Consider the following 23,459-nt stretch of genomic DNA (forward strand, 5'->3'; position numbering starts at 1 on the left):
CTAAACAGGTTTATTAAATGAATTATCAGGAGATATTGGAGCAAGTTAGCGAGTACGTTAAATACTTCTACCAAAATAATGATATGGGCAAGTTTCCATATCACGATAAAAAACATACTAATGAAGTAGTGACCCGTGCTACAGAAATTGCTAACCATTATCAGTTAGACGACCATGACTTTTTTATTGTAGTAGCCGCTGCATGGTTTCATGATCTGGGTTATCCTATTGATGCAAAACACCATGAAGAACAGGGGGCTGTACTTGCCGAGAACTTCCTGAAAAAGCATGCTGTACCTGCCGAAGACATAGATGCGGTTAAGCGCTGCATAATGGCTACCAAAATGCCGCAAAATCCGCAATCGCTTAATGAAAGGATCTTATGCGATGCCGATCTGTTTAACCTCGGTACAGATACCTTTCGCGACCGTGATAAACTATTGCGCGACGAGTATAACGAGTGGCACCAGGATGGTATCAGCAAATATGACTGGCATTTAAAAACCATCCACTTTTTGGAAATGCAGCACTACCATACAGATTATGCACAACTGCTGCTTACAGAAACCAAACAAAAAAATTTAGAAGAATTAAAAGACAAAGTGGCCAAAAAAGAAAAGGAAAAGGATAAAGACGCTGAAAGGGATAACAAAAAGCTGGTAAAAGAGCAAAAGTTTGATGATCCGGTGCAGATACTTCCAACAAAAGAACCTGTAGCTACAGCAAGTAAAAAAAGTAAAAAAGACAAGCCCGAGAAGGGGATCGAAACCATGTTCCGTATCAGCTCGAGCAACCATCAACGTTTAAGCGATATGGCCGACAACAAGGCGCATATCATGATCACGGTCAATTCAATCATATTATCGGCAATTATCAGTTTGTTGTTGCGCCGTTTAAGTGAAAACGAATACCTGATCATCCCAACCTGTATTATATTAACAGTAAGTTTGCTGGCAATGACCTTTGCCATACTGGCAACAAGGCCTTCCTTACCCGAGGGGGTTTTTACCCGTCAGGATGTTGATAATAAACAGGTTAACCTGTTGTTCTTTGGTAATTTTTACCGTATGTCGCTTGATGATTATACCTATGGTATGGCAAAAATGATGGAAGACAGGGACTTTTTGTATGGCAGCTTAACCAGGGATGTTTATACACAAGGCATTGTATTAGGTAAAAAATATCGCCTGTTGCGCATATCTTATAACATATTTATGTTTGGCCTTATTGGGGCTGTACTGGCATTCATTATTGCTTCGGCATTTTTCGGTCATAAATAAACAATTATGCTTCAGTCTGCCGAATTTTTTAACCGCGATATTAGCTGGCTGGCTTTTAATGGCCGTGTATTAGAAGAAGCTGCTAAACCCAATACGCCATTAATTGAAAGGGTTAAGTTTCTTGGGATATTCTCATCCAATCTTGATGAGTTTTACCGGGTACGTATGCCGGTATTAAAAGCCTTAGAGAAGATCAGCAAAAAAGATAGCAACGATTTTGACTTTGATGAGCAGGCAAAGGTCTTGCATCAGGCAGGCAACATTATCCATGAGCAGCAGGTTAGGTTCGGCGATATTTTTGTGAATCAGTTGATACCCGGTTTACGCGAAAAGGGTGTGCATGTATGTTATAGCGAAGAATTTCCGGATTTTGTAAAAAGTGAGGTAAGCGATTATTTCCTTTCGGAAGTGATGGCTTTTCTACAACCGGTACCGCTTGATGAAAAAGCCATCTTCTTTCCGGAAAATAATAAGCTGTATTTTATTGTACAGCTAAAAGATAAGGACGACAAAGAACAGCTAATGTTGTTGAATATCCCGTCAGACCAGCTGCCGCGATTCTTCACCACACAAACAGATGATGGGCAAATTATCTTCTTCCTTGATGATATCATCCGGTATAATATGGATAAGGTTTTCCGCAATATGGAGATCATATCCTGTTATAGTTTTAAGATCACCCGCGATGCCGAACTTGATTTGAAAGATGAATACCCTGGAGACTTATCAGAGCAGATAGAAAAGCAGCTGAGCAAGCGCGATGCAGGCTTAGCCACAAGGTTTTTATTTGAGCAGGGTTTGCCATTACGTATACTGGAAATGTTGCGAATGGAACTGAAGATAGAAAACGCAACCACAGTAGAAGGTGCACGTTATCATAACCTGAAAGATCTGGTATCATTACCGGTCAGCAATAAGGATTTGGCTTATGATAAGTGGCCGCCAATTGATTTGCCCGAAGTTAAAGTAGCCAGAACCATTGCCGAGGTAATTGAAGAGAAGGACCTGATGGTGCATGCGCCATACCAATCCTATCATCCGGTATTGCGGTTTTTTAATGAGGCTGCCATTAACCCCGATGTTGTTGAAATCAATGTAACGCTTTACCGTGTAGCCAGCGACTCGCGCATTGTTAATGCGCTGATCAGCGCCGCTAAGAATGGAAAAAAGGTAAATGTTGTTGTTGAACTGAAAGCCCGTTTTGATGAAGCCAACAATTTAAAGTGGGCCAAGAAAATGAAAGCGGCAGGAGTGAGCATTATTTACAGCATCACTGCGCTTAAAATACATGCTAAAATAGCACTGGTAAAAACTAAAAGGAACAACCGCATAAAATATACCGGCTTGCTGGCCACCGGTAACTTAAATGAGGGGACAGCCAGGTTTTATACAGATCACATTTTGCTTACTGCCAATACCAAGCTGTTGCGCGAAGTGGAGTTACTGTTTATTTTCCTTGCTAAACGCCAAAAAGTATCCTCGCCGGATATGATCGGCTTTGAGCATTTGTTGGTTGCACAGTTCAATTTGCAAAGCAAGTTCTTAGCGTTGATTGACCGCGAAATCGGCTTTGCCAAACAAGGTTTGCCTGCGCAGATCACCATCAAAATGAATAACCTTGAAGAAGAGGTGTTGATTAATAAACTTTATGAAGCATCGCAGGCAGGGGTTAAAATAGCCTTAATTGTTCGTAGTATTTGCCGCTTGATTCCAGGTGTAGCAGGCATGAGCGAAAACATCAACATACGGCGTATTGTAGATCGTTACCTGGAGCATGGGCGTGTATTTATTTTCGGCAATAATGGTAACATGGAACTGTTTATGGGTTCTGCCGACTGGATGAACAGGAATATCTATCATCGGATAGAGGTATGTTTCCCGGTATATGACGAAGACATAAAAAAGGAAATGATGCAGTTGATCGATTTTCAACTAAATGATAATGTTCAGGCAGTTAGGATAGATGATTCTTTAAATAATGTAAAAATTGAAGCAAATGGTAATCATTTAAGCTCGCAAAGGGCGATTTATCAATTTTTGCAGCGAAAGAATTAAATAAAATGTTAAAATTTGCGCAGAGTTTATAAAATATGGGCCTGCCTTTAAACATCGAATCACCGTTTGAAATTCATTTATCCTTTTTCGAGGTAATTGAAAAGCTTGAGAAAGTTGCGTCTGATCCGAATAATGTAAAGGCTGCCGAGGCGAAAGAACTGCTTGCCGAGATTGCGCTGCATCCTGAACTGCGGGATGGTATAAACACCATTGAAGAGATTGAGCAGAATGCAGAACTAATACGCAGGATGCTTGCAGATTACTTTCCGGCCGAACTTTCTGAAAATGAAATTAAAGCAGTAGGCCTGCCTTATCGTAAGGTAGTTTTTAACTTTTCTGAGCGCTTTAAACGAATACTTGATGCAGCTGGTCCCGATTTTGACATCGGTATCCGCGATTTTGACGAGCACCAATCCTATGTGTTAAGCTGCTGCATTATTCTTAACGAGCATTATGGTACCCGGTTAGATTTTAATAAACCCATGTTTTATGATATCCCTACAGCTAATGGTACCATAAAACACTACCGTATTTTATATAACGCCGATTTTCTGCACATAACGCCAACAGAGCGTTCTGTAAAGCTAACGCAGGAAGATATCGACCTGCTGCTGGACAATTACGACGACCTGGAGTTATGGAAAGCCAAGTTTCCGAAAGAAAGCTGGATGCTGCGCGGGTTTTCTTTAATGAACCTGTATGATGCAACTGTTGAAAATGCGGTTTCATTACTTAAAGAAAAGCTGCTTAGCTCTGATCTGGCTAACTTTAAAGAAAGCATGGAATCTATTTTCCGTTCCATTTACAGCTTGCCCGATCTTAGGGTGGGGTTTATGCTGTACAATAAGGAAGCGAACATTTTTAGTAACACTAATTTAGACAACCCGTTAAAAAGCTATATTTTAAAAGAGGGTGAAATAGGGCTTGACAATACGATATGCATGGAGTTTTATAATGACACTGTGCAGGAACGTAATTATTTTGCAATAGCAGATGTTGAACGTTTTGCCGGGGAAAACAATAGCGGATTGGGACTGCATTTGTTGGCAGAGGATATACGCAGTATCATATTGGCGCCTGTAATTAAAAACGGCATATTGTTAGGTGTGTTAGAATTGGTTTCGTCAACCGCTAAAGCATTAAACAGTGTTAATGCACACAAGTTGGAAATGGTGATGCCATTTTTAACAGATACGGTTGAACGCGGTGTATCTGAATTTCAAAACCAGGTCCAAGCCATCATTCAAAATTATTATACCACCATACACACCAGTGTTTACTGGCGGTTCAGGGAAGAGGCGCAAAAACTGATTCATGCGCGCCGGCAGGGCGAAAGTTACGCGCTTAAAGAAGTTATATTTAACGACGTGTACCCTTTATACGGGCAGATTGATATCAAGGGGTCGTCTGAAGCGCGTAATGCTAGTATTCAGCATGACCTGAAAAATCAACTGAGTGCATTGCTTGTTACCTTGTACCAGGCCGAAAAGTTTTGTGGTAAAGCAGCTTTTGAAGGAGAGCGAAAGATGGTAGAGGGTTTCATGAACGAATTGAAAAACCCGATACTGGCCAGTACCGAACAGCATATTACCGATTACCTGAGCAGTGTAGTGCATTATAAGTTGTTACAGCAAAACTGTAGCGACCTCAGGCCTGCACTTGACAGCTATTTTGCGGAAACAAATAAAAAGTCGGGCGATTTTTACATCCACCGACGTAAGTATGAAACAACAGTATCGTTGATCAATGACAAGCTTACGCGCTATCTTGATGTTAAGGAAGCCGAGGCCCAGTTAATATTTCCGCATTATTACGAGCGTTTTAAAACCGATGGGGTAGAGCATAATATGTATATCGGTGCTTCCATTTCTCCCGACCGTGGATTTAACCTTACGCATTTGCATCATCTAAGGCTTTGGCAATTGACTGCACTATGTGAAATGGAAAGAGCCTATAATGAAATTAAACCAAGGCTGCCTTTTCAATTTGAGGTTACTACGCTCATACTGGCTTATTACACAGCAATATCCATCCGTTTCCGCATGGACGAAAAACGTTTTGATATAGACGGTACCTACAATGCACGTTTCGAGATCGTTAAAAAACGTATAGATAAAGCGCATATCAAAAATTCGGCTGAAAGAATAACTGAAGCTGGTAAAGTAACTATTGTTTATTCGAGCGATACCGAGGAGCAGGAATATCGCGGTTATATTGCCAAGCTGCAGCAGCAACATTTACTTGGCGATGAAATCGAAAACTTTGAGTTGGAAGATCTGCAGGGCGTAGCTGGATTACGCGCACTTCGTGTTAAAATTACACACTAAATTTCCCGCTTTTACGAGATTTATTCTACATTTGTCACCCCGTTGTCAATTAGTCAATTTGGTTTACTATTTTAGTCAACTTGGTTTACTTTTGCTTCATCAATCAAGTAGACATGGCAACGTTAAGTTTATCACAGCATACTTTTCAAAATTTCTTTAAAAAATCTCAGGCAACTACCAGCTTTAAATGCATTGAGTTTAATAAAGAGACAGGCGAATGCGAAAAAAGCGAACGTCAGGAAAATGTCATTCCGACTAAAACTAACTGGAAAAATGTAACAAACTACTTATTGCATGCCTCTTATGAAGGTTTTAAGCAAAATCTTAACGGTGCCGATATCAATATCGATTACCTGCTGCTGACCATCAAAGTGTATAGTGCAATTGGCTTAAAGCTGGTATCAAAACCGGCAAAGTCAATTTCGCATACCGTAAATAAAATTATTTCAACGCTCAATCGTCCTCATAATCACTCAGTACTCAATTAACATTTAGAAAGTAAATGGAAACTATAACACCCTCCATATATATCAAGCGTACCATGCTGGTATTGGCCGGCATTCTTACTACAGTTTTGTCTTTTGGGCAAACTGTAGTAAACGGTACGGTTACTGATATTAAAACCAAAGAAACGCTACCTTATGTAACCGTAGTTTTTAACGGAAGTACACAAGGGGTAAGCACAGATGTAAACGGTAAATTTCATATCGTTACCAACAAGCCTGAACTCAACCAGATCAAGGTATCATTTGTAGGTTACAAAACTGTGATCCGTAATATCGAACCCGGTAAGGAACAAACCGTGAACGTAGCGCTTGGCGCAGACAGCCGTTTACTTACCGAGGTAGTTGTAAGATCAGGTAAGAAAGCCAAATATCGTAACAAAGACAATCCGGCTGTTGAACTGATCCGCAAGGTAATTGCGCATAAGGCTCAAAACCGTGTTGAAAGCTATGATTATGCCGAATACAAACAGTATGAGCGCATGAATTTTTACCTGAGCAACCTGTCTGACCAGTTTAAACAAAAAAAGATCTTCAAAAATTATCAGTTCCTTTTTGAACAACAGGATTCAACCGCTATCGGCGGTAAAAATGTGCTTCCTGTTTATATGGAAGAAAAGCTTTCGCAAAACTATTATCGCAAGGCGCCTTACGCTAAAAAGCAAATTATAGAGGCTACCAAGCAAGTTAAATACGACGAGAACTTTGTAGATAATCAAGGTTTGTCGGCTTACTTTAACCGTTTGTACCAGGATATCAATATTTACGATAATAACGTATCCCTGCTTACCAACCAGTTGCTAAGCCCTATTGCTGATCACTCACCTGATTTTTATAAGTTCTTTATTACGGATACGCTAAAAGATCAAAGCCCGCAGTTAATTGAGTTAAGCTTTACCCCGCGTAATACTACTGATATGCTTTTTGAGGGTAAGCTTTACGTTACTATGGATGGTAACTACGCTGTTGAAGGTGCACAGTTGACCGTTAACAAGCATATCAACCTGAACTTCGTTCGCCAGATGCAGGCCAACCTTACGTTTGAAAAAAATGTGGACGGCAGGTATTACCTGAACCAAAGCGACCTAAAAATGGAGTTTGCTTTGAATAAGAATAAAGGCGGCGGTGTTTACGGCGAGCGTAAGGTGATTTTAACTAATTATACCACAAATTCACCTCGCCCTGCGCAAACTTATGCAGGCCCGGCACAGGTTATTGCGTTAAATTCTGATAAAAAAGATGATGGTTATTGGATGATGAGCCGTCCGGATACGTTATCAACCGCACAGGCTAATGTTTACAAAAATATTGACAGCCTGCAGACTATTCCTTCGTTTAAACGTACTATGGACCTGGTCACCCTGTTTGTTGCAGGTTACAAAAACTTTGGCCCGTTTGAGGTTGGCCCGGTAAACACCTTTTATAGCTTTAACCCGGTTGAAGGTTTCCGCCCGCGTTTAGGTGGCCGTACAACGCCTGCTTTAAGCAAACGTTATTATTTTGAAACCTATGCTGCTTACGGTACTAAAGATGAGCGCTTAAAATATTTCGGAAGCGCAACTTACTCTATCAATGATAAGTCTATTTACCAGTTTCCGCAAAATTACATAAGGGCAAGTTATCAGCACGATACTAAAATTCCGGGACAGGAATTACAGTTTGTTCAGGAAGATAACTTCTTGCTGTCTTTCAAACGCGGCGACAACGACATGTGGCTGTATAATGATATTTTCCGCCTGGATTATGTACACGAGTACCTTAGCCATTTTTCATACAAACTGGGCTTCAAAAAATGGAACCAAAGTGCTACAGGTGGGTTGTATTTCCAAAATGGACTTGCGCCGATTTTACCCGGAGTAAATAATGTTAATTCTATAAATACTACTGAAGCATCTTTAGAACTGCGTTATGCACCACATGAAAGATTCTATCAGGGTAAATTGTATCGTATCCCTATTATTGATAAGTACCCCATCTTTACATTGAGGTATATACAGGGGATGAGCTTTTTGGGTGGCGACTACAAATACGAGAACGTAACAGCCAATATCAACAAACGCTTTTATTTGTCTCAACTTGGTTATACAGACGTTACTGCAGAGGGTAACTATATTTTTGGCCAACTGCCTTTTGCATTGCTGGATATTCACCACGCTAACCAAACTTATGCTTTGCAATTACAGTCATACAACTTAATGAACTTCCTTGAGTTTGTGAGCGACCATTACGTAAGTATAAATATCGACCACAACTTTAACGGGTTCTTCTTTAATAAAATTCCATTGTTAAGAGATTTGAAACTGCGTGAGATCATTGATTTTAAAGGCTTATGGGGTGGTGTACGCAGCCAAAACAATCCATATTTAAACCCGGGACTATTGCGCTATCCTGTAAATTCAGAGGGTGTGGCTACTACTTACTCTTTAGACAATGGCCCTTACATTGAGGGAAGCGTTGGTGTAGGTAACATATTTAAAGTGTTACGTTTAGACATGGTAAGGCGTTTCACTTACCTTGATCACCCTGATGCACCTAAATGGGGCTTAAGGGCATTAGTTAAGTTTGATTTTTAATATATTGTGAACCAAGTTGACTAATAATCGTTAAATTACCAGAAACCGCGGCAAATCCGTTGCTAAAAACAGAAGAAGGATATGACGAAAATTGAGGAATCGCACAGGATTGTCTGTAAGCTTATTTACCTGCTAAAAAGGTACATGGACGATTGGATTAACTCGCAGCTTTGCTGTGGTTGTCATAACTTCAATAATGCGCATTTGCCATTATTTATGAGCATTGGTTCTGAAGGGATCTCAAATAATGCTCTTGCAGAAAAACTGAATGTAACTAAACAGGCCACCAGTAAAATTATAAAAGAGCTGGAATCAATTAACCTGGTCACCAGCCAGAAAAGTAAGTCTGATGCACGTGCCGTTACTTTGTGTTATACAGAAGAAGGCAAGCAGTTTTATAATTCTATTGTAGATCAGATCTATAAACTGGAGGCAGAATATAAAAAAATAGTTGGCGCGAAAAACTACGAGATAGCTATTGATGTAATGATGAAGCTGATCGATTTTCACGACCATCTACCGGTAAAGTGTTAAGTTTATATAGTGATTAATAAGGCTAAACGGCCCGCTGAAAGGCGGGCTGTTTAGTTATAATACTATTAAGCTATAGTTTTTTCATAACATAAAAAGCTTAATCCCGGCCTGAACTGCAATCCTATCGAACCGCAAAAGCGGTAACCAAGTTTTGGGAATAATGCCTGTGTTGCTTTGTTTTGTGAGTTGGTATCAACCCTAAGTATTTTAATGTGGCGACGTTTGGCTTCCTCTTCGGCTTCCAGCATTAATGCTTTTGCCGCACCCATACCTCTGAAGTCAGGATCTACAGCTACCCTGTGAGGCACAATAGCTTCCTCTGTAATATCTAAACCCGCATCTGCATATTCAGGATATTGCTCTGTAGTAATAGCGCTTACACCTGCAATTTGCCCATCAATATCTGCAACCCACAACTGGCCGGCAGCAATATCTTTTTCAAAAACTTCGGTATTAGGATAAGTTTCGTTCCATTGAAAATTGCCATCGGCCTGCATCAACGGAACTATTTTCTTAATGATATTCATAATAGCAGGTACATCTGCCAGGGTAGCTTTTCTGATTTGCATATGCTAATATATCTTATTTGAAATGCTGAAGTTTCATTTCTAAGTTAACTTTGTTTGCTATCGGTCAGTTCATGTACGTTAACGATACAATATTTATTTCTATGAATTTCATAAGTTATTGATAATTAGTTAATTGTTTTGTTGGTATGGTTGTGTGGGAATGTTGTATTGTCGGATAATTAACTAATTTTAGATTAACCAATTATGATACGCAATTACTTTAAAACAGCCTGGAGAAACCTGAATAAGCATCGCGTTTTTTCGCTGATTAATATTTTAGGCCTGGCTATAGGGATTGCTGCTTTTTGCATACTGGCATTGTATGTTACTGATGAACTGAGTTATGACCGTTATAATACTAAAGCCGACCGCATTTTCAGGGTAGTGCAACATGGAGCCTGGAACGGCGGCAAATTTGATCTGGCGCCAACATCTGCACCGTATGCGGCAGCATTAAAAAATGACTATGCCGAGGTAGAAGATGCTGTACGTATTAATGGTGAAGGTAATGGCAAGATAGTTTATGGGGATAAGCAGCTGACCGTAAATAACATGGTGTTTGCTGATGCCTCCTTATTTAACATATTCAGCTATCAATTTATAAGTGGCAATGCCGCAAGTGCATTAACTAAACCGCAAAGTATTGTACTTAGCCGTACCCTTGCCTCCTCAATATTTGGCGATTTTAAAAATGCGTATGGTAAAACCCTGATCATAGATGGAAACCAGACACAAGTAACTGCGGTGATAGAAGATATCCCTGCAAATTCACACTTAACTTTTGCTGCAATACGATCATTTGGTACCCATTATGACGAACCCTGGGGCAATTCAGATTTATCAACCTATGTTTTATTAAAACATCCAGACGATTACAAACGCATAGAAAATTCTTCAGAAGCATTCTATCAGAAATATCTAAAAGGGGTTTTCGGCAATATGAAATTTCGTTTAGAATTACAGCCAGTTACCTCTATCCACTTACACTCACATTTAAGTTATGATACGCCCGGAAACGGCAACGCAAGTTATGTTTATGTATTTAGTTTAATAGGTATTTTGGTACTGGGCATTGCCATTATTAATTATGTAAACCTTGCCACTGCGCGGTCGGCCACAAGGGTTAAAGAGATCGGCTTGCGTAAGGTGATTGGTTCAGACAGAAAACAGCTGATGCTGCAATTCTTTGCAGAGTCGATACTGCTAAATTTAATTGCAGCCCTGATTGCCTACGTGATCATTTATGCTTCATTACCATATTTCAATAACCTATCAGGCAAGCATCTTGATTTATGGCATTTTGGCATGACACAAACGCTGATTCTTTTTACTGCCTTTATAATTGTTTCCGGGTTGTTGAGTGGGATATATCCTGCATTGTTTTTATCCGGCTTTAAAACCATACCCGCCCTAAAGGGGCAAATGGGCAATCAAGCAGGTACTGTGTTTTTCAGAAAGTCATTAGTGGTATTTCAATTTGTGATAACCATTGTAATGATCACCGGGCTATGTGTTATTTACAGTCAGCTTAAATATGTAATCAACAAAGACCTCGGCTTCAATAAACAGCAGGTACTTACATTCCATATTCATGACCAGGATGCCCGTGCAAAAGCAGCAACTATAAAAGCACAACTTATGGAAAACCCTGCAGTGCAGGCTGTTGCTGTTGCAGGCAACCCGATTGGCAGTTATGATCTTTCATCAGGCGATTTTGCGCTCGATTTAAATGGCAAAGCCGGACCTGAAACCAAGATTGTGCAAAACCTTGTGATTGATCAGGATTTTATCCCTACCATGCAGATCAAACTTTTGCAGGGCCGCAACTTCGACCTTAAGCAGCTTACCGACAAAACAGATGCGATAATAGTTAACGAAACACTTGTTAAAGAAATGGGTTGGCAAAATGCCATTGGTCGTAAAGTGCGTACCGGCGTTGATGGCAAAGGCAACGTTATTTCGCAAACAATTATAGGTGTAGTGAAGGATTTTAATACTAACTCATTGCAGCATAAAATTGCCCCGGTTGTTATGGGTATGCCGCAACAGGCAAAAGATGGTGATAACTTTTATGTTCGTATTGCCAAAGCTAATATTCTGCAAACGCTTAACTACATTGCACGTGTATATGGCGGATATGACAACGAAAAGATTGATTTTCAATTTCTTGATCAGAACTTTAACAGCCAGTATCAGTCAGAGCGAAAGCAGGGTAGTCTGTTATTTATTTTTAGTGCGCTGGCCATAAGTATAGCCTGCCTTGGTTTATTCGGTTTGGTAACTTTTACTGCCCAACAGAGAAACAAAGAAATTGGTATACGTAAGGTACTTGGAGCAAGCGTAAGCAATATTGTTAATATGCTATCAAAAGACCTGATGAAACTGGTAATTATTGCAACCATAATTGCTGTGCCAATTGCATGGTGGGCTATGGGTATGTGGCTGAACAATTTTGCTTATCGCATACATATGAATGCATGGATGTTTATTGCAGCAAGTTTAATAGCACTTATTATTGCCTTTGCCACCATCAGCTTCCAGTCAATTAAGGCTGCATTTGCAAACCCGGTGAAGAGTTTAAGAAACGAGTAACTCAGAGTCAGGATATTATAAACAAGAAGCCAGAAACAAGAACAAGTTAATTAAGTATGCTCGCCTCTTGTTTCTGGCCTCTGATATCTGAGCTATTAAACAGCTGTTTTCAGTAAACCGCCTTCTGCTCTGATGGCTGCTCCGTTGGTAGCTGAAGCCAGCGGACTTGCCAGGAAGGTTACCACGTTGGCAATTTCTTCGGTTGATAAAAAGCGTTGTATTAGAGATGTAGGGCGCATGTGTACGAAGAAGTCGCGCTCAACTTCTTCTTTTGATTTATTTTGATCTTTAGCCAGGTTTTCGATAAAACCACCCACACCTTCAGACATGGTTGGCCCCGGTAATACAGTATTTACAGTAACATTAGTGCTACGGGTAAGTTCGGCTAAGCCGCGGGCAACGGCTATTTGCGCAGTTTTTGTCATGCCGTAATGGATCATTTCTGCCGGTATTTGTAACGCTGACTCGCTTGAGATGAAAATGATACGTCCCCAGTTCTTCTGTAGCATTTTATCAAAATAAGCGCGCGACATGCGGATGCCGCTCATTACATTTACTTCGTAAAACTTCAGCCAGTCCTCGTCAGTAATTGCGGCAAATTCTTTAGGTTCAAAAATAGCCACATTATTAATCAGGATGTCAACTTCCGGCACCTGGCTGATCAGATTATCGATCTCTTCTTTCTTCGAAAAATCAACCGCATAACCTTTAACAAAGTTGTTGCCGGTATCTGCTTTAATCTGTTCAACAGCATCATTAACGCGTTTATCAGTACGGCCGGTAACAATAACTTTTGCACCCTCATGTGCTAATTGTTTGGCTATGGCATATCCTATACCGGCGGTTGAGCCTGTAACTAAAGCTAACTTATCTTCTAATTGCAAATTCATAGTTGAAATGTTTGCTGGCAAAGCTAAGCCATGTGCTTTAACAGTTACAGATGTTTGGTTAAAGATGTAACACGGCTGACAATTGCCTTATTTAATAACAATGGTTTGCTGCGGATTCTTTTTTAGCAGGTTATCGCCAATACGTTTAATAAAAAGGTAATTCACTGTTCCGCCGATGGCAGCACCAACAACCGGCATTAAACGTTCAGCTGTTTTTGAGCCTATGTTGACCATCAGCTTTTCGGCAACTTCTTCCATTACATTTTTAGAAATGGCCATACCGGTATCCACACGTAATGACGAAGCTACGATGCGCATAAAATCATTAAAATCAAGACTGGTACTGCCTGTGTTATAATAAGCGATGGCCATAGTTACACGGAACTGCTGAGTAATCAGGTTAGCAATATCTAACGGAACGCCGATGAGGATAGTGGAGAAACCACCCAAACCTATAATAGCGCCCGAACCTGCCGCAAGAAAAGCACACTGGTTGATGAACTTTTCGATTCCGAGCTTATCGACGCCTTTTTTAATTTTTAGCTGGTCAAGATGATCGAATATCTTTCTGAAGCCGCCTTTGGCAAGTTTTGATAATGCTTCTTTAAGATCGGCTTTTACTTTGTCTGTTTTTAACTTAGGTAGTTTGATGACTGGCATGAGCTGATTGTTTATGATCTTAATGCGATTATCATGCCATATTTGTGTAGATTATAGTATTCTACCTTATCGGCAGCAGTACATTAATATTGTTGAATGTTACTTTTTCTTGGCTGTCAAGAAAAAGTAACCAAAAGAACTCGCCGCTCACACTGCAGGCTTTCAATATTTGTGCTTTAGCAATATCTTTAATTGCCAGCCTGCGCTGATGCGGCATTTAAGATTGTTGCGTTAGGTTACTGCGAGCAACATTTCTAAAAAAATATTGCACTATGCACTGATCTAACATAACCTTTCTCAATGTGACCTCGGGCTTGTTGCGGTAGGTACAGGCAGTGCTAAACTACTGAAGTAATAAAGCAACAAGGCCAAGTCACGAGTTTTTTCTTTGATACTTTCTTTTTTGAGGAAAAAAAGAAAGTAGACACCTTGTTAAGGATCTATGCTAATACCGGCGGCGCTTTGGTAATCAGCTGCAATTCTTCAATTAAATCATCGCTTGGGTTTACCTTAATTGTTTTTGATGGCATCTGCACCAGGTAGCCCTCATCATCTTTTACAATAAATTTAAGCTGACAATTACGTGCCGGATATTTCTGGCTGTTGGTATTTAAAGCCTGTTCTATATTTTGCAGTAATTGATCGTTTAATGCAAATAAGTCAATATGCACCGTAAGTGATTTTGTCAGTTTGTCGCGAAGCTCGGAAAGCAATGAGATAGAAGTGATACGCAGATCCCAGTTGTCTTTCTGGCGGAACTTTTCTTCAATATTTCCCCTGATCTGCACAAAGAAACCTTCCGACATCAGGTTACGGAATTTGATGTAATCATCCCCAAACAGTGCAAACTCGTAGTTGTCGTTATAGTCTTCCAGTACAAACGTGCCAAAGGGCTTACCGGTTTTGGTCATTTTGTGCTGAACGTTGCTCATTAAACCACCTACACAAAGCTCGCCGCGTTTGCGCAGGTTAGCAAAAGCCACGGCTGTATCATCACCGCCTTCTCCCGAGCGTGCTTTCTGCATCAGTTTAAGGTCGCTCACATTACTGTTGCAAAAGCGTTGCAATTCAAACTTATAATTATCCAAAGGGTGACCGGTGAGATAAATACCGATCACATCTTTTTCATACTTCAGTTTTTCTATCAGCGCCCACTCTTCGCAATCAGGCATGGCAGGTTCCGGAATGTATGAGGCTACATCGGCACCCCCACCAAATAGGGATACCTGCGAACTGTTTTGCGTGTTCTGATAGTCGTTCGAGAATTTTATCAAACGTTCTATACCGCTTAACAGGCCATTTTCTGTTTTGGCAAAAAACTGAGCCCTGCGTAAACCCATGCTGTCAAAAGCACCGGCATAGATCAGGTTCTCGTATGATTTTTTATTGACGTTGCGTACATTGCTGCGTTTGGCAAAATCATAAACTGATGTATACGGCCCATTGGCGGCACGCTCTTCTATAATACTTTCAACTGCCTTTTCGCCTACACCTTTTACGCCTGACAAACCAAAGCGGATACTACCATTTTTGTTGGGCATAAAGGCCATATCACTCTCGTTAACGTCAGGGCCAAGTACCTCAATACCCATACGGCGGCACTCGTCCATAAAGAATGATATCTTATCAATGCTATTCTGGTTATTCAATACCGAAGCCATGTATTCGGCAGGGTAGTGGGCTTTTAAGAAAGCTGTTTGATAGGCGACAAAGGCGTAACAGGTAGAGTGCGATTTGTTGAACGCGTATTGCGCAAAGGCTTTCCAGTCGTTCCAGATCTTGGTGAGCTTTTCTTTTGGATGGCCTTTTTTCATGGCACCTTCCATAAATTGCGCTTCCATTTTGTTAAGTACCTCGATCTGCTTTTTACCCATTGCCTTACGCAAAACGTCGGCATCACCTTTACTAAAGCCTGCCAGTTTTTGCGATAAAAGCATCACCTGCTCCTGGTAAACTGTAATACCATAGGTTTCGCCCAGGTATTCCTCCATGTCTTCCAGGTCAAACGTAACAGGTTCCAGCCCGTGCTTACGCTTAATAAAGTTAGGGATATACTCAATCGGACCCGGGCGATATAGGGCATTCATGGCAATAAGGTCTTCAAACCTGTCGGGTTTAAGATCGCGCAGGTACATTTGCATACCGTCACTTTCAAACTGGAAAGTACCGTTGGTGTCACCACGCTGGTAAAGCTCAAAAGTTTTCTGATCGTCAAGTGGGATATAATCTATGTCGATATCCACATCATGATTCACCTTGATCATCCGTAGGGCGCCTTTAATAATGGTAAGGGTCTTTAAACCCAAAAAGTCCATCTTAATTACGCCTGCATCTTCAATTACACGGCCGTCATACTGGGTAACTAACAGGTCAGAATCCTTCGCCGTTGCAACCGGGACGATATTTGTAAGGTCATCCGGCGCAATGATGATACCTGCAGCGTGTACACCTGTATTACGTACTGATCCTTCCAGCTTTTCTGCTTCGCGAAGCACAACGCCTTTAAGATCTTTGCTCTGGTAAATATCTTTTAATTCGGGTACCTGGTCAATAGCCTGTTTAAGCGTAATGCCTAAGGTATCGGGTACCAGCTTTTTAAGTAAGTTAACTTCAGATAGCGGCATATCCAGTACGCGGCCAACGTCTTGTATACTGGTACGGGCAGCCATAGAACCATAGGTGATGATCTGTGCTACCTGGTTTTTACCATATTTATCTACCACATAATCAATTACCTTTTGACGGCCTTCGTCGTCAAAGTCGGTATCAATATCGGGCATCGACTTACGGTCTGGGTTCAGGAACCTTTCGAAAAGCAGATTGTACTTCATCGGGTCGATATTGGTGATCCCGGTACAATATGCCACTACCGAACCTGCCGCCGAACCACGGCCCGGCCCAATGAATACACCGATATCGCGACCAGCTCTGATAAAGTCGGCCACGATGAGGAAGTAGCCTGCAAAACCCATTGTGCGGATGGTAAACAGTTCGAAGTTGATTCGCTCTTCAACTTCGGGTGTAATATCTTTATAACGCTCTTTGGCACCGCGGAAGGTCATGTCTTTCAAAAACTCCCACTGGTTCATTACGTCAGCTTCGGGGCCGGTGTGTATGGCAAACTCCGGAGGTATAGGGAAGTTGGGCAGCATGATATCGCGTTTCAGCTTTAGCACATCTACCTTGTCTACAATCTCGTTGGTGTTATCTAATGATTCGGGCAGGTCGTGAAACAGCTTGCCCATTTCGGCCTGTGTTTTAAAATAAAACTGGTCGTTAGGGAAACCAAAGCGATAACCTTTGCCACCTTCTTCATCGGTAGCAATAGGTGTGCTTTGCATATCGCCTGTATTTACGCACAATAAAATGTCGTGTGCGTTGGCATCCTGCTGGTCTACATAATGTGAGTCGTTAGAGCAAATAACCTTTACATTGTGCTTTTTAGCATACTTAAGTAAAGTTTCGTTGATGATCTGCTGCTCGTGTATCTCATGGCGTTGCAGCTCTATGTAATAATCTTCGCCAAAAAGGTCAAGCCACCATTTGAATTCAGCTTCGGCTTCTTCTTCAGTTTTCTTTAAAATAGCCTGCGGAACAGATGCACCAATACAGCAACTGGTAGCAATTAATCCCTTATGGTGTTTTAAGATCAGTTCTTTATCAATACGTGGCCATTTACTGTAAAGGCCTTCCATATAACCATAAGAGCAAAGTTTAATAAGGTTACGGTAGCCTTCTGCGTTTTTAGCCAAAAAAAGCTGATGATGACGTACGTCTTTTTTCTCTTTGGTAAACTGCTTGCGGTGGCGGTCTTCCACCACATAAAACTCGCAGCCTACAATTGGTTTAACGTTATGCTTACCGGCTTCGGCCACAAACTTAAACACGCCAAACATATTACCATGGTCGGTAATGGCAAGCGCCTTCATGCCATCGGCGGCAGCTTTTTTATAAAGCTTGCTGATGTCGGCTGCACCGTCAAGTAATGAAAATTGCGTATGAACGTGTAAGTGTGAAAAATCTGGCATAACTAATCCCTCGCGTAGTCTACAAATTTATCAAAAACTAACGTGATACCTTTTATAAACGCACGTAAGTTTTACACAATACATGCTATATGTTGATAGTTAGCAGCATTATTTTTATACCGAATAATCTTTATTACGAAGTTCTGCCATGAGCTGATTATGTAAAGAATATAGTACAAACGCAGGAAATCGCTCTTTTTCTAAGAAAGAAAGTTACCTAATACGATTTTAAGCCAAACAACCTACATGTAGTGATTGTAATGTATAGGACAACATCACACATCACCTCTTGAAACTTTACTAACTTGGAACGATTTGGGCGAATTGCTATAAAAACCATTCTTTGGATAATTGCGAGCATTATATTCCTGGTACTGCTTGTATTCGTATTAATACAGGTGCCCGCAGTACAAAACTTCGCAAAAGATAAAGCTGTAAATTATCTTCAGGGCAAAATCCATACAAAAGTAGCTATCGGCCATATTACACTTGGCTTACCTAAAATGCTGGTATTAGAAGACGTTTACTTTGAAGACCAGCATCGCGATACGCTTATTGCAGGAGATAAACTGAAAGTAGACATCAGTATGCTTAAGCTGCTCGACCATAAGCTGGAAGTTAACGAAATCAATCTCGATGGTATAACTGCCAACATCAGCCGCAATAAAGACAGCGTATTCAACTTTGACTATATTGTTAAGGCCTTTGCCGGCGAGCAGAAAAAAGAACCTAAGCCTGAGGATACCACTTCGACCATGAAGTTCTCGCTGGATAAGATCATACTTGATAAGATCAATGTTAAGTATAACGATTCTACCACAGGCAACTACGTTAAAATTTTATTAGGACATTTTGATACCCGCGTAAAAAAGTTTGACCTGGATAAAATGAAGTTCAGCATCCCGAAGATTAATCTTTCGGATGTAAATGCTACGGTAATCCAAACCCCAACTGGCTCATCCATACAGCAGGCAGCAGCGGTTGATACAGCAACTAAGCCTATGAACCTTTCGCTTGACCTGGGTACAATAGATATTAACCGCATTAAGGTGAATTACCAGGCAAAGGAGATGAAAACCAAAGTTGACCTTGGCAAATTTAACGTGGAATTTAACGGGCTTGATCTGGTTAATCAAAAGGTTGATATAAAATCTGTTGAACTGAGCAACACCAACGCAGGGTTAGTGCTTGCAAAGCCGCAAACCGTTGCTAAGGCAGTTGTGAAAACCGCAAAAAAGGTTGATACGCTGATCACTCCGCCTGCATCTACAAAGCCATGGTCGGTATCGGTGGGCAAAATTACGCTTGCTAATGATAATGTGAAGTTTGATAACGATGCTATAAAACCTATGGGCCGTGGGCTTGATTATGGCCACATGGATATTAAAGGTATCAATACAGATATTGAAGACCTGAAATATGCGGGAGACAGCGCATCAGGCAAAATCAATCAGTTTACTTTCAGCGATAAGAGCGGGTTGGCCTTAAAGAACTTTCATACGGCATTTTTCTACGGATCTAAAAAATCGTACTTGAATGACTTGCTGATTGAGACACCTAACTCGGTAATTCAAAAACAAGTAGAGGTTTCTTACCCTTCAATTGATGCGGTAAGCAAAGACATTAGCAAATTAGGTGTAAACGCCAATTTAGATGGAAGCCATATCGGCTTGCGTGATATTTTATTGGTGATGCCTACTATGGCATCAATGGAGCCATTCAAAAGTTATCCCAATTCAACGCTGCGTATAGATGGCCGTGTTGCCGGGCAGGTAAATAACCTTAAAATACAAAACCTGGAGATACGTGGCTTGTCTGATACCCATATTCTTGCTTCGGCTACTTTGAAAGGACTGCCGGATGTTAACAAGGCTTACTTTGATGTAAATCTTGGTGATCTTAACACCAGCCGCCGCGATATCTACAAACTGGTGCCCCGTAATATGATCCCGGCAAGCGTGAGTATACCCGAAAAGCTAAACCTGAAGGGTACGCTCAAAGGTAGTATGAAGGATTTGAATACGAAGTTAATCCTGCGATCAAGTTATGGTGCGGTTGACGTAAATGCGCATGTTAAGAATGCCAATAACATTAAGTATCTGTCGTATAATGCCAATGCTAAAGTGAATAACCTGAATGCCGGGGCATTGATAAAGCAGCCGCAAATGGTAGGGCGCTTAACCCTGTCAGCCAACGTGCAAGGAGCAGGCGCAGATCCAAAACATTTGAACCTGAAATTTAATGCCAATGTAGCCAGTGCTTATGTTAAGGGCTACAACTATCGTAACCTGGTAGCTAAAGGCAGTGCCGTTAACGGACGATATAACGCCGTAGCTACTATGCGCGATCCTAATATCAACTTTAGCCTTAATGCCAAAGCTGATATGAACCGCAAGTATCCGGCGGTCAATGCTACCTTTAATATTGATAGCATTAACGTGCAGGCATTACATTTCTCAAAAGACCCAATGCGGGTACATGGTAAACTGGTTGCCGATTTCCCAACCGCTGATCCTGATTACTTAAATGGTAAAGCATTGTTAACCGATATTATCGTGGTAAATAAAGGCCAGCGTATTGCTTTAGATACCGTTAGCCTGGTTTCTACGGCTAATGCCGATAGCAGCAGCCTGCGTTTGAAAACCCCTGTGTTTACTGCGCACTTAGGTGGTAAATATAAACTGACTGAAATTGCCGCGGCTATGCAAGACCAGATCAATAAATATTATAATACAAGTTTAGCCAGCCAGACGGCAAGGCCAAAATATTCGCCTCAGCAATTTACGTTTGATATAAGGGCCGTACAAACACCGCTGCTTAAACAGTTAGCGCCTGATTTAAAACAACTTGACCCAATTTTAATTAATGGCCGGTTTAACAGCACAACCGGCGACATACTTGTGAATGGTTCTGTTCCAAAAGTACGTTATGGCACTAATGATGTTACCAATGCAAAACTGAATATCAATACCGCTAACAATGCGCTTAACTATAGCTTTACGGTTGATGATATAAAAGTAGGTACCAGCTTAAATATTTTATATCTGAGTGTGGCGGGTAACGCACAAAACAATAAGCTAAATGTGGATGTGCAAATGCGCGACATTGCACGTAAGCAGCGTTTCAGGTTGGCGGGTGTATTCAGCGCCATGCCGGGTAGTTACCAGTTTAGCTTTTTACAAAACGGCTTAATGCTCGATTATGCACAGTGGGCGGTTAACCCTAATAACGCATTGCAGTTTGGTAACAAAGGAATTTTAGCACGCGACTTTACCATTTCAAATGCAGGGCAGGTGTTTAGTGTAAACAGTAACCCACAGCAGCCAAATGCGCCAATCAATGTGAAGTTTACCAACTTCCAGATTGAGACCATCACCAAAATGGCTCGCCAGGATACTACATTGGTAGGCGGCGCAATTAATGGTACTGCAACAGTAAGCGACTTGCAGGCATCCCCTAAATTTATTGCCGATCTTAATATCAATAATTTCACCTTCAGGCAAGATACCGTTGGTAACGTAGCCATTAAGGTAAATAACCAAACAGCTAATGCTTATGCAGCTAATGTTAGCATTACCGGGTATGGTAACCAGGTTGACTTAACGGGCGTGTATTACACGGCACCACAAAGCCGTTTCGATATGAACCTAAATATCGTAAACCTGGGTATGAAAAGCATACAAGGATTTACTTTCGGTAGTATCCGTAATTCCACGGGTAATATTACAGGGCAGTTGAAAATTGCAGGTACAGTAGATGCACCGGCCGTAAGGGGCGATGTGAAGTTTAACCAGGTAGGTTTTAATGTGTCGATGCTTAATTCCTATTTCCGAATGCCTAACGAGTCGATCTCATTTACCAATGACGGCGTGCACTTTAATGATTTTGCATTGATTGATTCTACCGGGAATAAGGCTGTTATAACCGGTGCAGTTTATACAACTGATTATAAGAACTTTAAATTCGGTATGGATATTAATGCCGACGATTTCAGAGTGATCAACTCAACACAGGCAGATAACAAGCTTTACTATGGTAAGCTGTTTATTGATACCAAGATCCGCGTTCGCGGAGATATGGTGAAACCAATTGTAGATGGTTCGCTTACCGTGAATGATAAAACTGACCTGACAATTGTATTGCCGACCGCCGACCCAAGTATAGAAGACCGAAAAGGTGTCGTCGAATTTATTGATCAGGATGCCCCTAAAACAGATTCTGTATTACTGGCTAAACAACTCGACTCGTTACGTAAATCAGAGGTGACCGGTCTTGATGTGAACATGGTGGTAAAGATCAATAAAAAAGCAAACTTTAATATTGTAATTGATGAGCGTAACGGCGATGTGGTACACATTAAAGGGGAAGCGCAGTTACAGGGTGGTATAGACCCGAGCGGAAAGGTAAACCTTACCGGTACATATACTGTTGCAGAAGGTTCGTATAACCTATCGTATGCAACGGTTAGCCGTAAGTTTAATTTTAAACCGGGAAGTACCATTGTGTGGACAGGCGACCCAACCAGTGCCCAGATCAACCTTACAGCTACTTATGTAGCAAACGTGCCGCCAATTGATTTGATCAGCGACCAGGCATCAAGTACCGATGCACAAAATACCATGTTGAAGCAAAAGCTTCCTTTTAATGTTGACCTGAACCTGAAGAACCAATTAATGGCTCCGCAGATTGGCTTTGACATTACTTTACCGGACAGCAACTACACCGTATCGCCTGATATTATCCAGATGGTGAACACACGCCTGGATCAGGTACGTACAGATCAGAACGAGTTAAACAAACAGGTATTAGGCGTTTTAGTGCTCGGTCACTTTATTGGTGATAACCCGTTGCAAAGCCGTGGGCCAAGTACTTCTGCCGAAGGTATTGTGCGTAATAGTGTGAGCAGCTTACTTTCTGATCAGTTGAACAGGCTTGCCGGTGACCTTATTGCCGGGGTTAACCTCAACTTTGATCTTACATCGGGCGAGGATTATTCTACCGGTACGGCGCAAAACCGAACGGATTTAAACGTAGGTCTTTCCAAGCAATTCCTCAATGACCGGTTAACGGTAACTGTTGGTAATAATTTTAATCTGGAGGGGGCTAACCAGCCAGGAGAAAGGACCACGAATATTGCAGGTAACATCGGCGTAAATTATAAGCTGAGTAAAGATGGCCGCTACACGTTGAGGGCTTACCGCCGCGACCAATACATTGTATTGCAAGGCCAGGTGATTGAAACCGGTGTCGGCTTTACTTTAACTGTTGAATATAACCGCTTTAAGCAGATCTTTTCTAAAATGACCCGCCAGCAAAGGGAACTGCACAAACAGTACAAGAAGGAAGAGAAAGAAAAGAAGAAGGACGACAATCAGTCTAATGAAAAACAACCTGCAGATGTAAAATCAAGTGACGAACAAACATCTTCAGAAGAGCACTCAAACTAAC

12 protein-coding genes are annotated in these 23,459 nt (G+C 41.2%); 8 read left to right on the forward strand and 4 right to left on the reverse strand.

The window, feature by feature from the left end; all coding sequences use genetic code 11:
* The first annotated feature begins 17 nt into the window (after window positions 1-17).
* From PQ461_RS06830 to PQ461_RS06855, 6 genes are all read left to right on the forward strand, one after another.
* The gene (locus tag PQ461_RS06830) at window positions 18-1,280 is read left to right on the forward strand and encodes a Pycsar system effector family protein (protein WP_274302672.1); all 1,263 of its coding nucleotides are present in this window, start codon (window positions 18-20) and stop codon (window positions 1,278-1,280) included.
* Between the two features lie 6 nt (window positions 1,281-1,286).
* Window positions 1,287-3,335: a polyphosphate kinase 1 gene (ppk1, locus tag PQ461_RS06835; protein WP_274302675.1), complete on the forward strand. Its 2,049-nt coding sequence runs from the start codon at window positions 1,287-1,289 to the stop codon at window positions 3,333-3,335.
* A gap of 35 nt (window positions 3,336-3,370) precedes the next feature.
* Window positions 3,371-5,662 carry a GAF domain-containing protein gene (locus PQ461_RS06840; RefSeq protein WP_274302677.1) on the forward strand — a complete coding sequence of 764 codons (2,292 nt, stop codon included), beginning with the start codon at window positions 3,371-3,373 and terminating at the stop codon, window positions 5,660-5,662.
* A gap of 113 nt (window positions 5,663-5,775) precedes the next feature.
* Window positions 5,776-6,150, forward strand: coding sequence for a hypothetical protein (locus tag PQ461_RS06845; protein ID WP_274302679.1), 375 nt, complete (start codon window positions 5,776-5,778; stop codon window positions 6,148-6,150).
* A gap of 14 nt (window positions 6,151-6,164) precedes the next feature.
* Complete coding sequence (locus PQ461_RS06850) at window positions 6,165-8,738, forward strand: DUF5686 and carboxypeptidase-like regulatory domain-containing protein (RefSeq protein ID WP_274302681.1); 2,574 nt, start codon at window positions 6,165-6,167, stop codon at window positions 8,736-8,738.
* Window positions 8,739-8,819: 81 nt separating this feature from the next.
* The gene (locus PQ461_RS06855) at window positions 8,820-9,272 is read left to right on the forward strand and encodes a MarR family winged helix-turn-helix transcriptional regulator (protein WP_274302682.1); all 453 of its coding nucleotides are present in this window, start codon (window positions 8,820-8,822) and stop codon (window positions 9,270-9,272) included.
* Window positions 9,273-9,337: 65 nt separating this feature from the next.
* Here the strand turns inward: PQ461_RS06855 and PQ461_RS06860 are convergent, their stop codons facing one another.
* A complete protein-coding gene (locus tag PQ461_RS06860) occupies window positions 9,338-9,841 on the reverse strand; it encodes a GNAT family N-acetyltransferase (RefSeq protein ID WP_274302684.1) in 504 nt (167 codons plus the stop codon).
* 204 nt (window positions 9,842-10,045) lie between these two features.
* Between PQ461_RS06860 and PQ461_RS06865 the strand changes: the two genes are divergently transcribed.
* On the forward strand, window positions 10,046-12,433 hold the full coding sequence (locus tag PQ461_RS06865; protein ID WP_274302686.1) for an ABC transporter permease: 2,388 nt from the start codon (window positions 10,046-10,048) through the stop codon (window positions 12,431-12,433).
* 95 nt (window positions 12,434-12,528) lie between these two features.
* Here PQ461_RS06865 and PQ461_RS06870 read toward each other — a convergent pair whose 3' ends face one another.
* The 3 genes from PQ461_RS06870 to dnaE form a co-directional block, all read right to left on the reverse strand.
* Window positions 12,529-13,323, reverse strand: a complete 795-nt coding sequence (locus PQ461_RS06870; RefSeq protein ID WP_274302688.1) for an SDR family NAD(P)-dependent oxidoreductase — start codon at window positions 13,321-13,323, stop codon at window positions 12,529-12,531.
* An 87-nt stretch (window positions 13,324-13,410) separates the two neighbouring features.
* Window positions 13,411-13,983 (reverse strand): hypothetical protein, encoded by a 573-nt coding sequence (locus PQ461_RS06875; protein WP_274302689.1) that lies wholly within the window; start codon window positions 13,981-13,983, stop codon window positions 13,411-13,413.
* A 440-nt stretch (window positions 13,984-14,423) separates the two neighbouring features.
* Window positions 14,424-18,011: a DNA polymerase III subunit alpha gene (gene dnaE / locus PQ461_RS06880; RefSeq protein WP_274302690.1), complete on the reverse strand. Its 3,588-nt coding sequence runs from the start codon at window positions 18,009-18,011 to the stop codon at window positions 14,424-14,426.
* Between the two features lie 305 nt (window positions 18,012-18,316).
* Between dnaE and PQ461_RS06885 the strand changes: the two genes are divergently transcribed.
* A complete protein-coding gene (locus PQ461_RS06885; RefSeq protein ID WP_274302692.1) occupies window positions 18,317-23,458 on the forward strand; it encodes a translocation/assembly module TamB domain-containing protein in 5,142 nt (1,713 codons plus the stop codon).
* Window position 23,459 lies beyond the last annotated feature (1 nt).

The sequence above is a fragment of the Mucilaginibacter sp. KACC 22063 genome (assembly GCF_028736115.1).
Classification (GTDB): Bacteria; Bacteroidota; Bacteroidia; order Sphingobacteriales; family Sphingobacteriaceae; genus Mucilaginibacter.

Bases quoted from the DNA above. Each gene is read 5' to 3' on its own strand.
- PQ461_RS06830 (WP_274302672.1), top strand. From the start codon at position 18: ATGAATTATCAGGAGATATTGGAGCAAGTTAGCGAGTACGTTAAATAC.
- ppk1 (WP_274302675.1), top strand. From the start codon at position 1,287: ATGCTTCAGTCTGCCGAATTTTTTAACCGCGATATTAGCTGGCTGGCT.
- PQ461_RS06840 (WP_274302677.1), top strand. From the start codon at position 3,371: ATGGGCCTGCCTTTAAACATCGAATCACCGTTTGAAATTCATTTATCC.
- PQ461_RS06845 (WP_274302679.1), top strand. From the start codon at position 5,776: ATGGCAACGTTAAGTTTATCACAGCATACTTTTCAAAATTTCTTTAAA.
- PQ461_RS06850 (WP_274302681.1), top strand. From the start codon at position 6,165: ATGGAAACTATAACACCCTCCATATATATCAAGCGTACCATGCTGGTA.
- PQ461_RS06855 (WP_274302682.1), top strand. From the start codon at position 8,820: ATGACGAAAATTGAGGAATCGCACAGGATTGTCTGTAAGCTTATTTAC.
- PQ461_RS06860 (WP_274302684.1), bottom strand. From the start codon at position 9,841: ATGCAAATCAGAAAAGCTACCCTGGCAGATGTACCTGCTATTATGAAT.
- PQ461_RS06865 (WP_274302686.1), top strand. From the start codon at position 10,046: ATGATACGCAATTACTTTAAAACAGCCTGGAGAAACCTGAATAAGCAT.
- PQ461_RS06870 (WP_274302688.1), bottom strand. From the start codon at position 13,323: ATGAATTTGCAATTAGAAGATAAGTTAGCTTTAGTTACAGGCTCAACC.
- PQ461_RS06875 (WP_274302689.1), bottom strand. From the start codon at position 13,983: ATGCCAGTCATCAAACTACCTAAGTTAAAAACAGACAAAGTAAAAGCC.
- dnaE (WP_274302690.1), bottom strand. From the start codon at position 18,011: ATGCCAGATTTTTCACACTTACACGTTCATACGCAATTTTCATTACTT.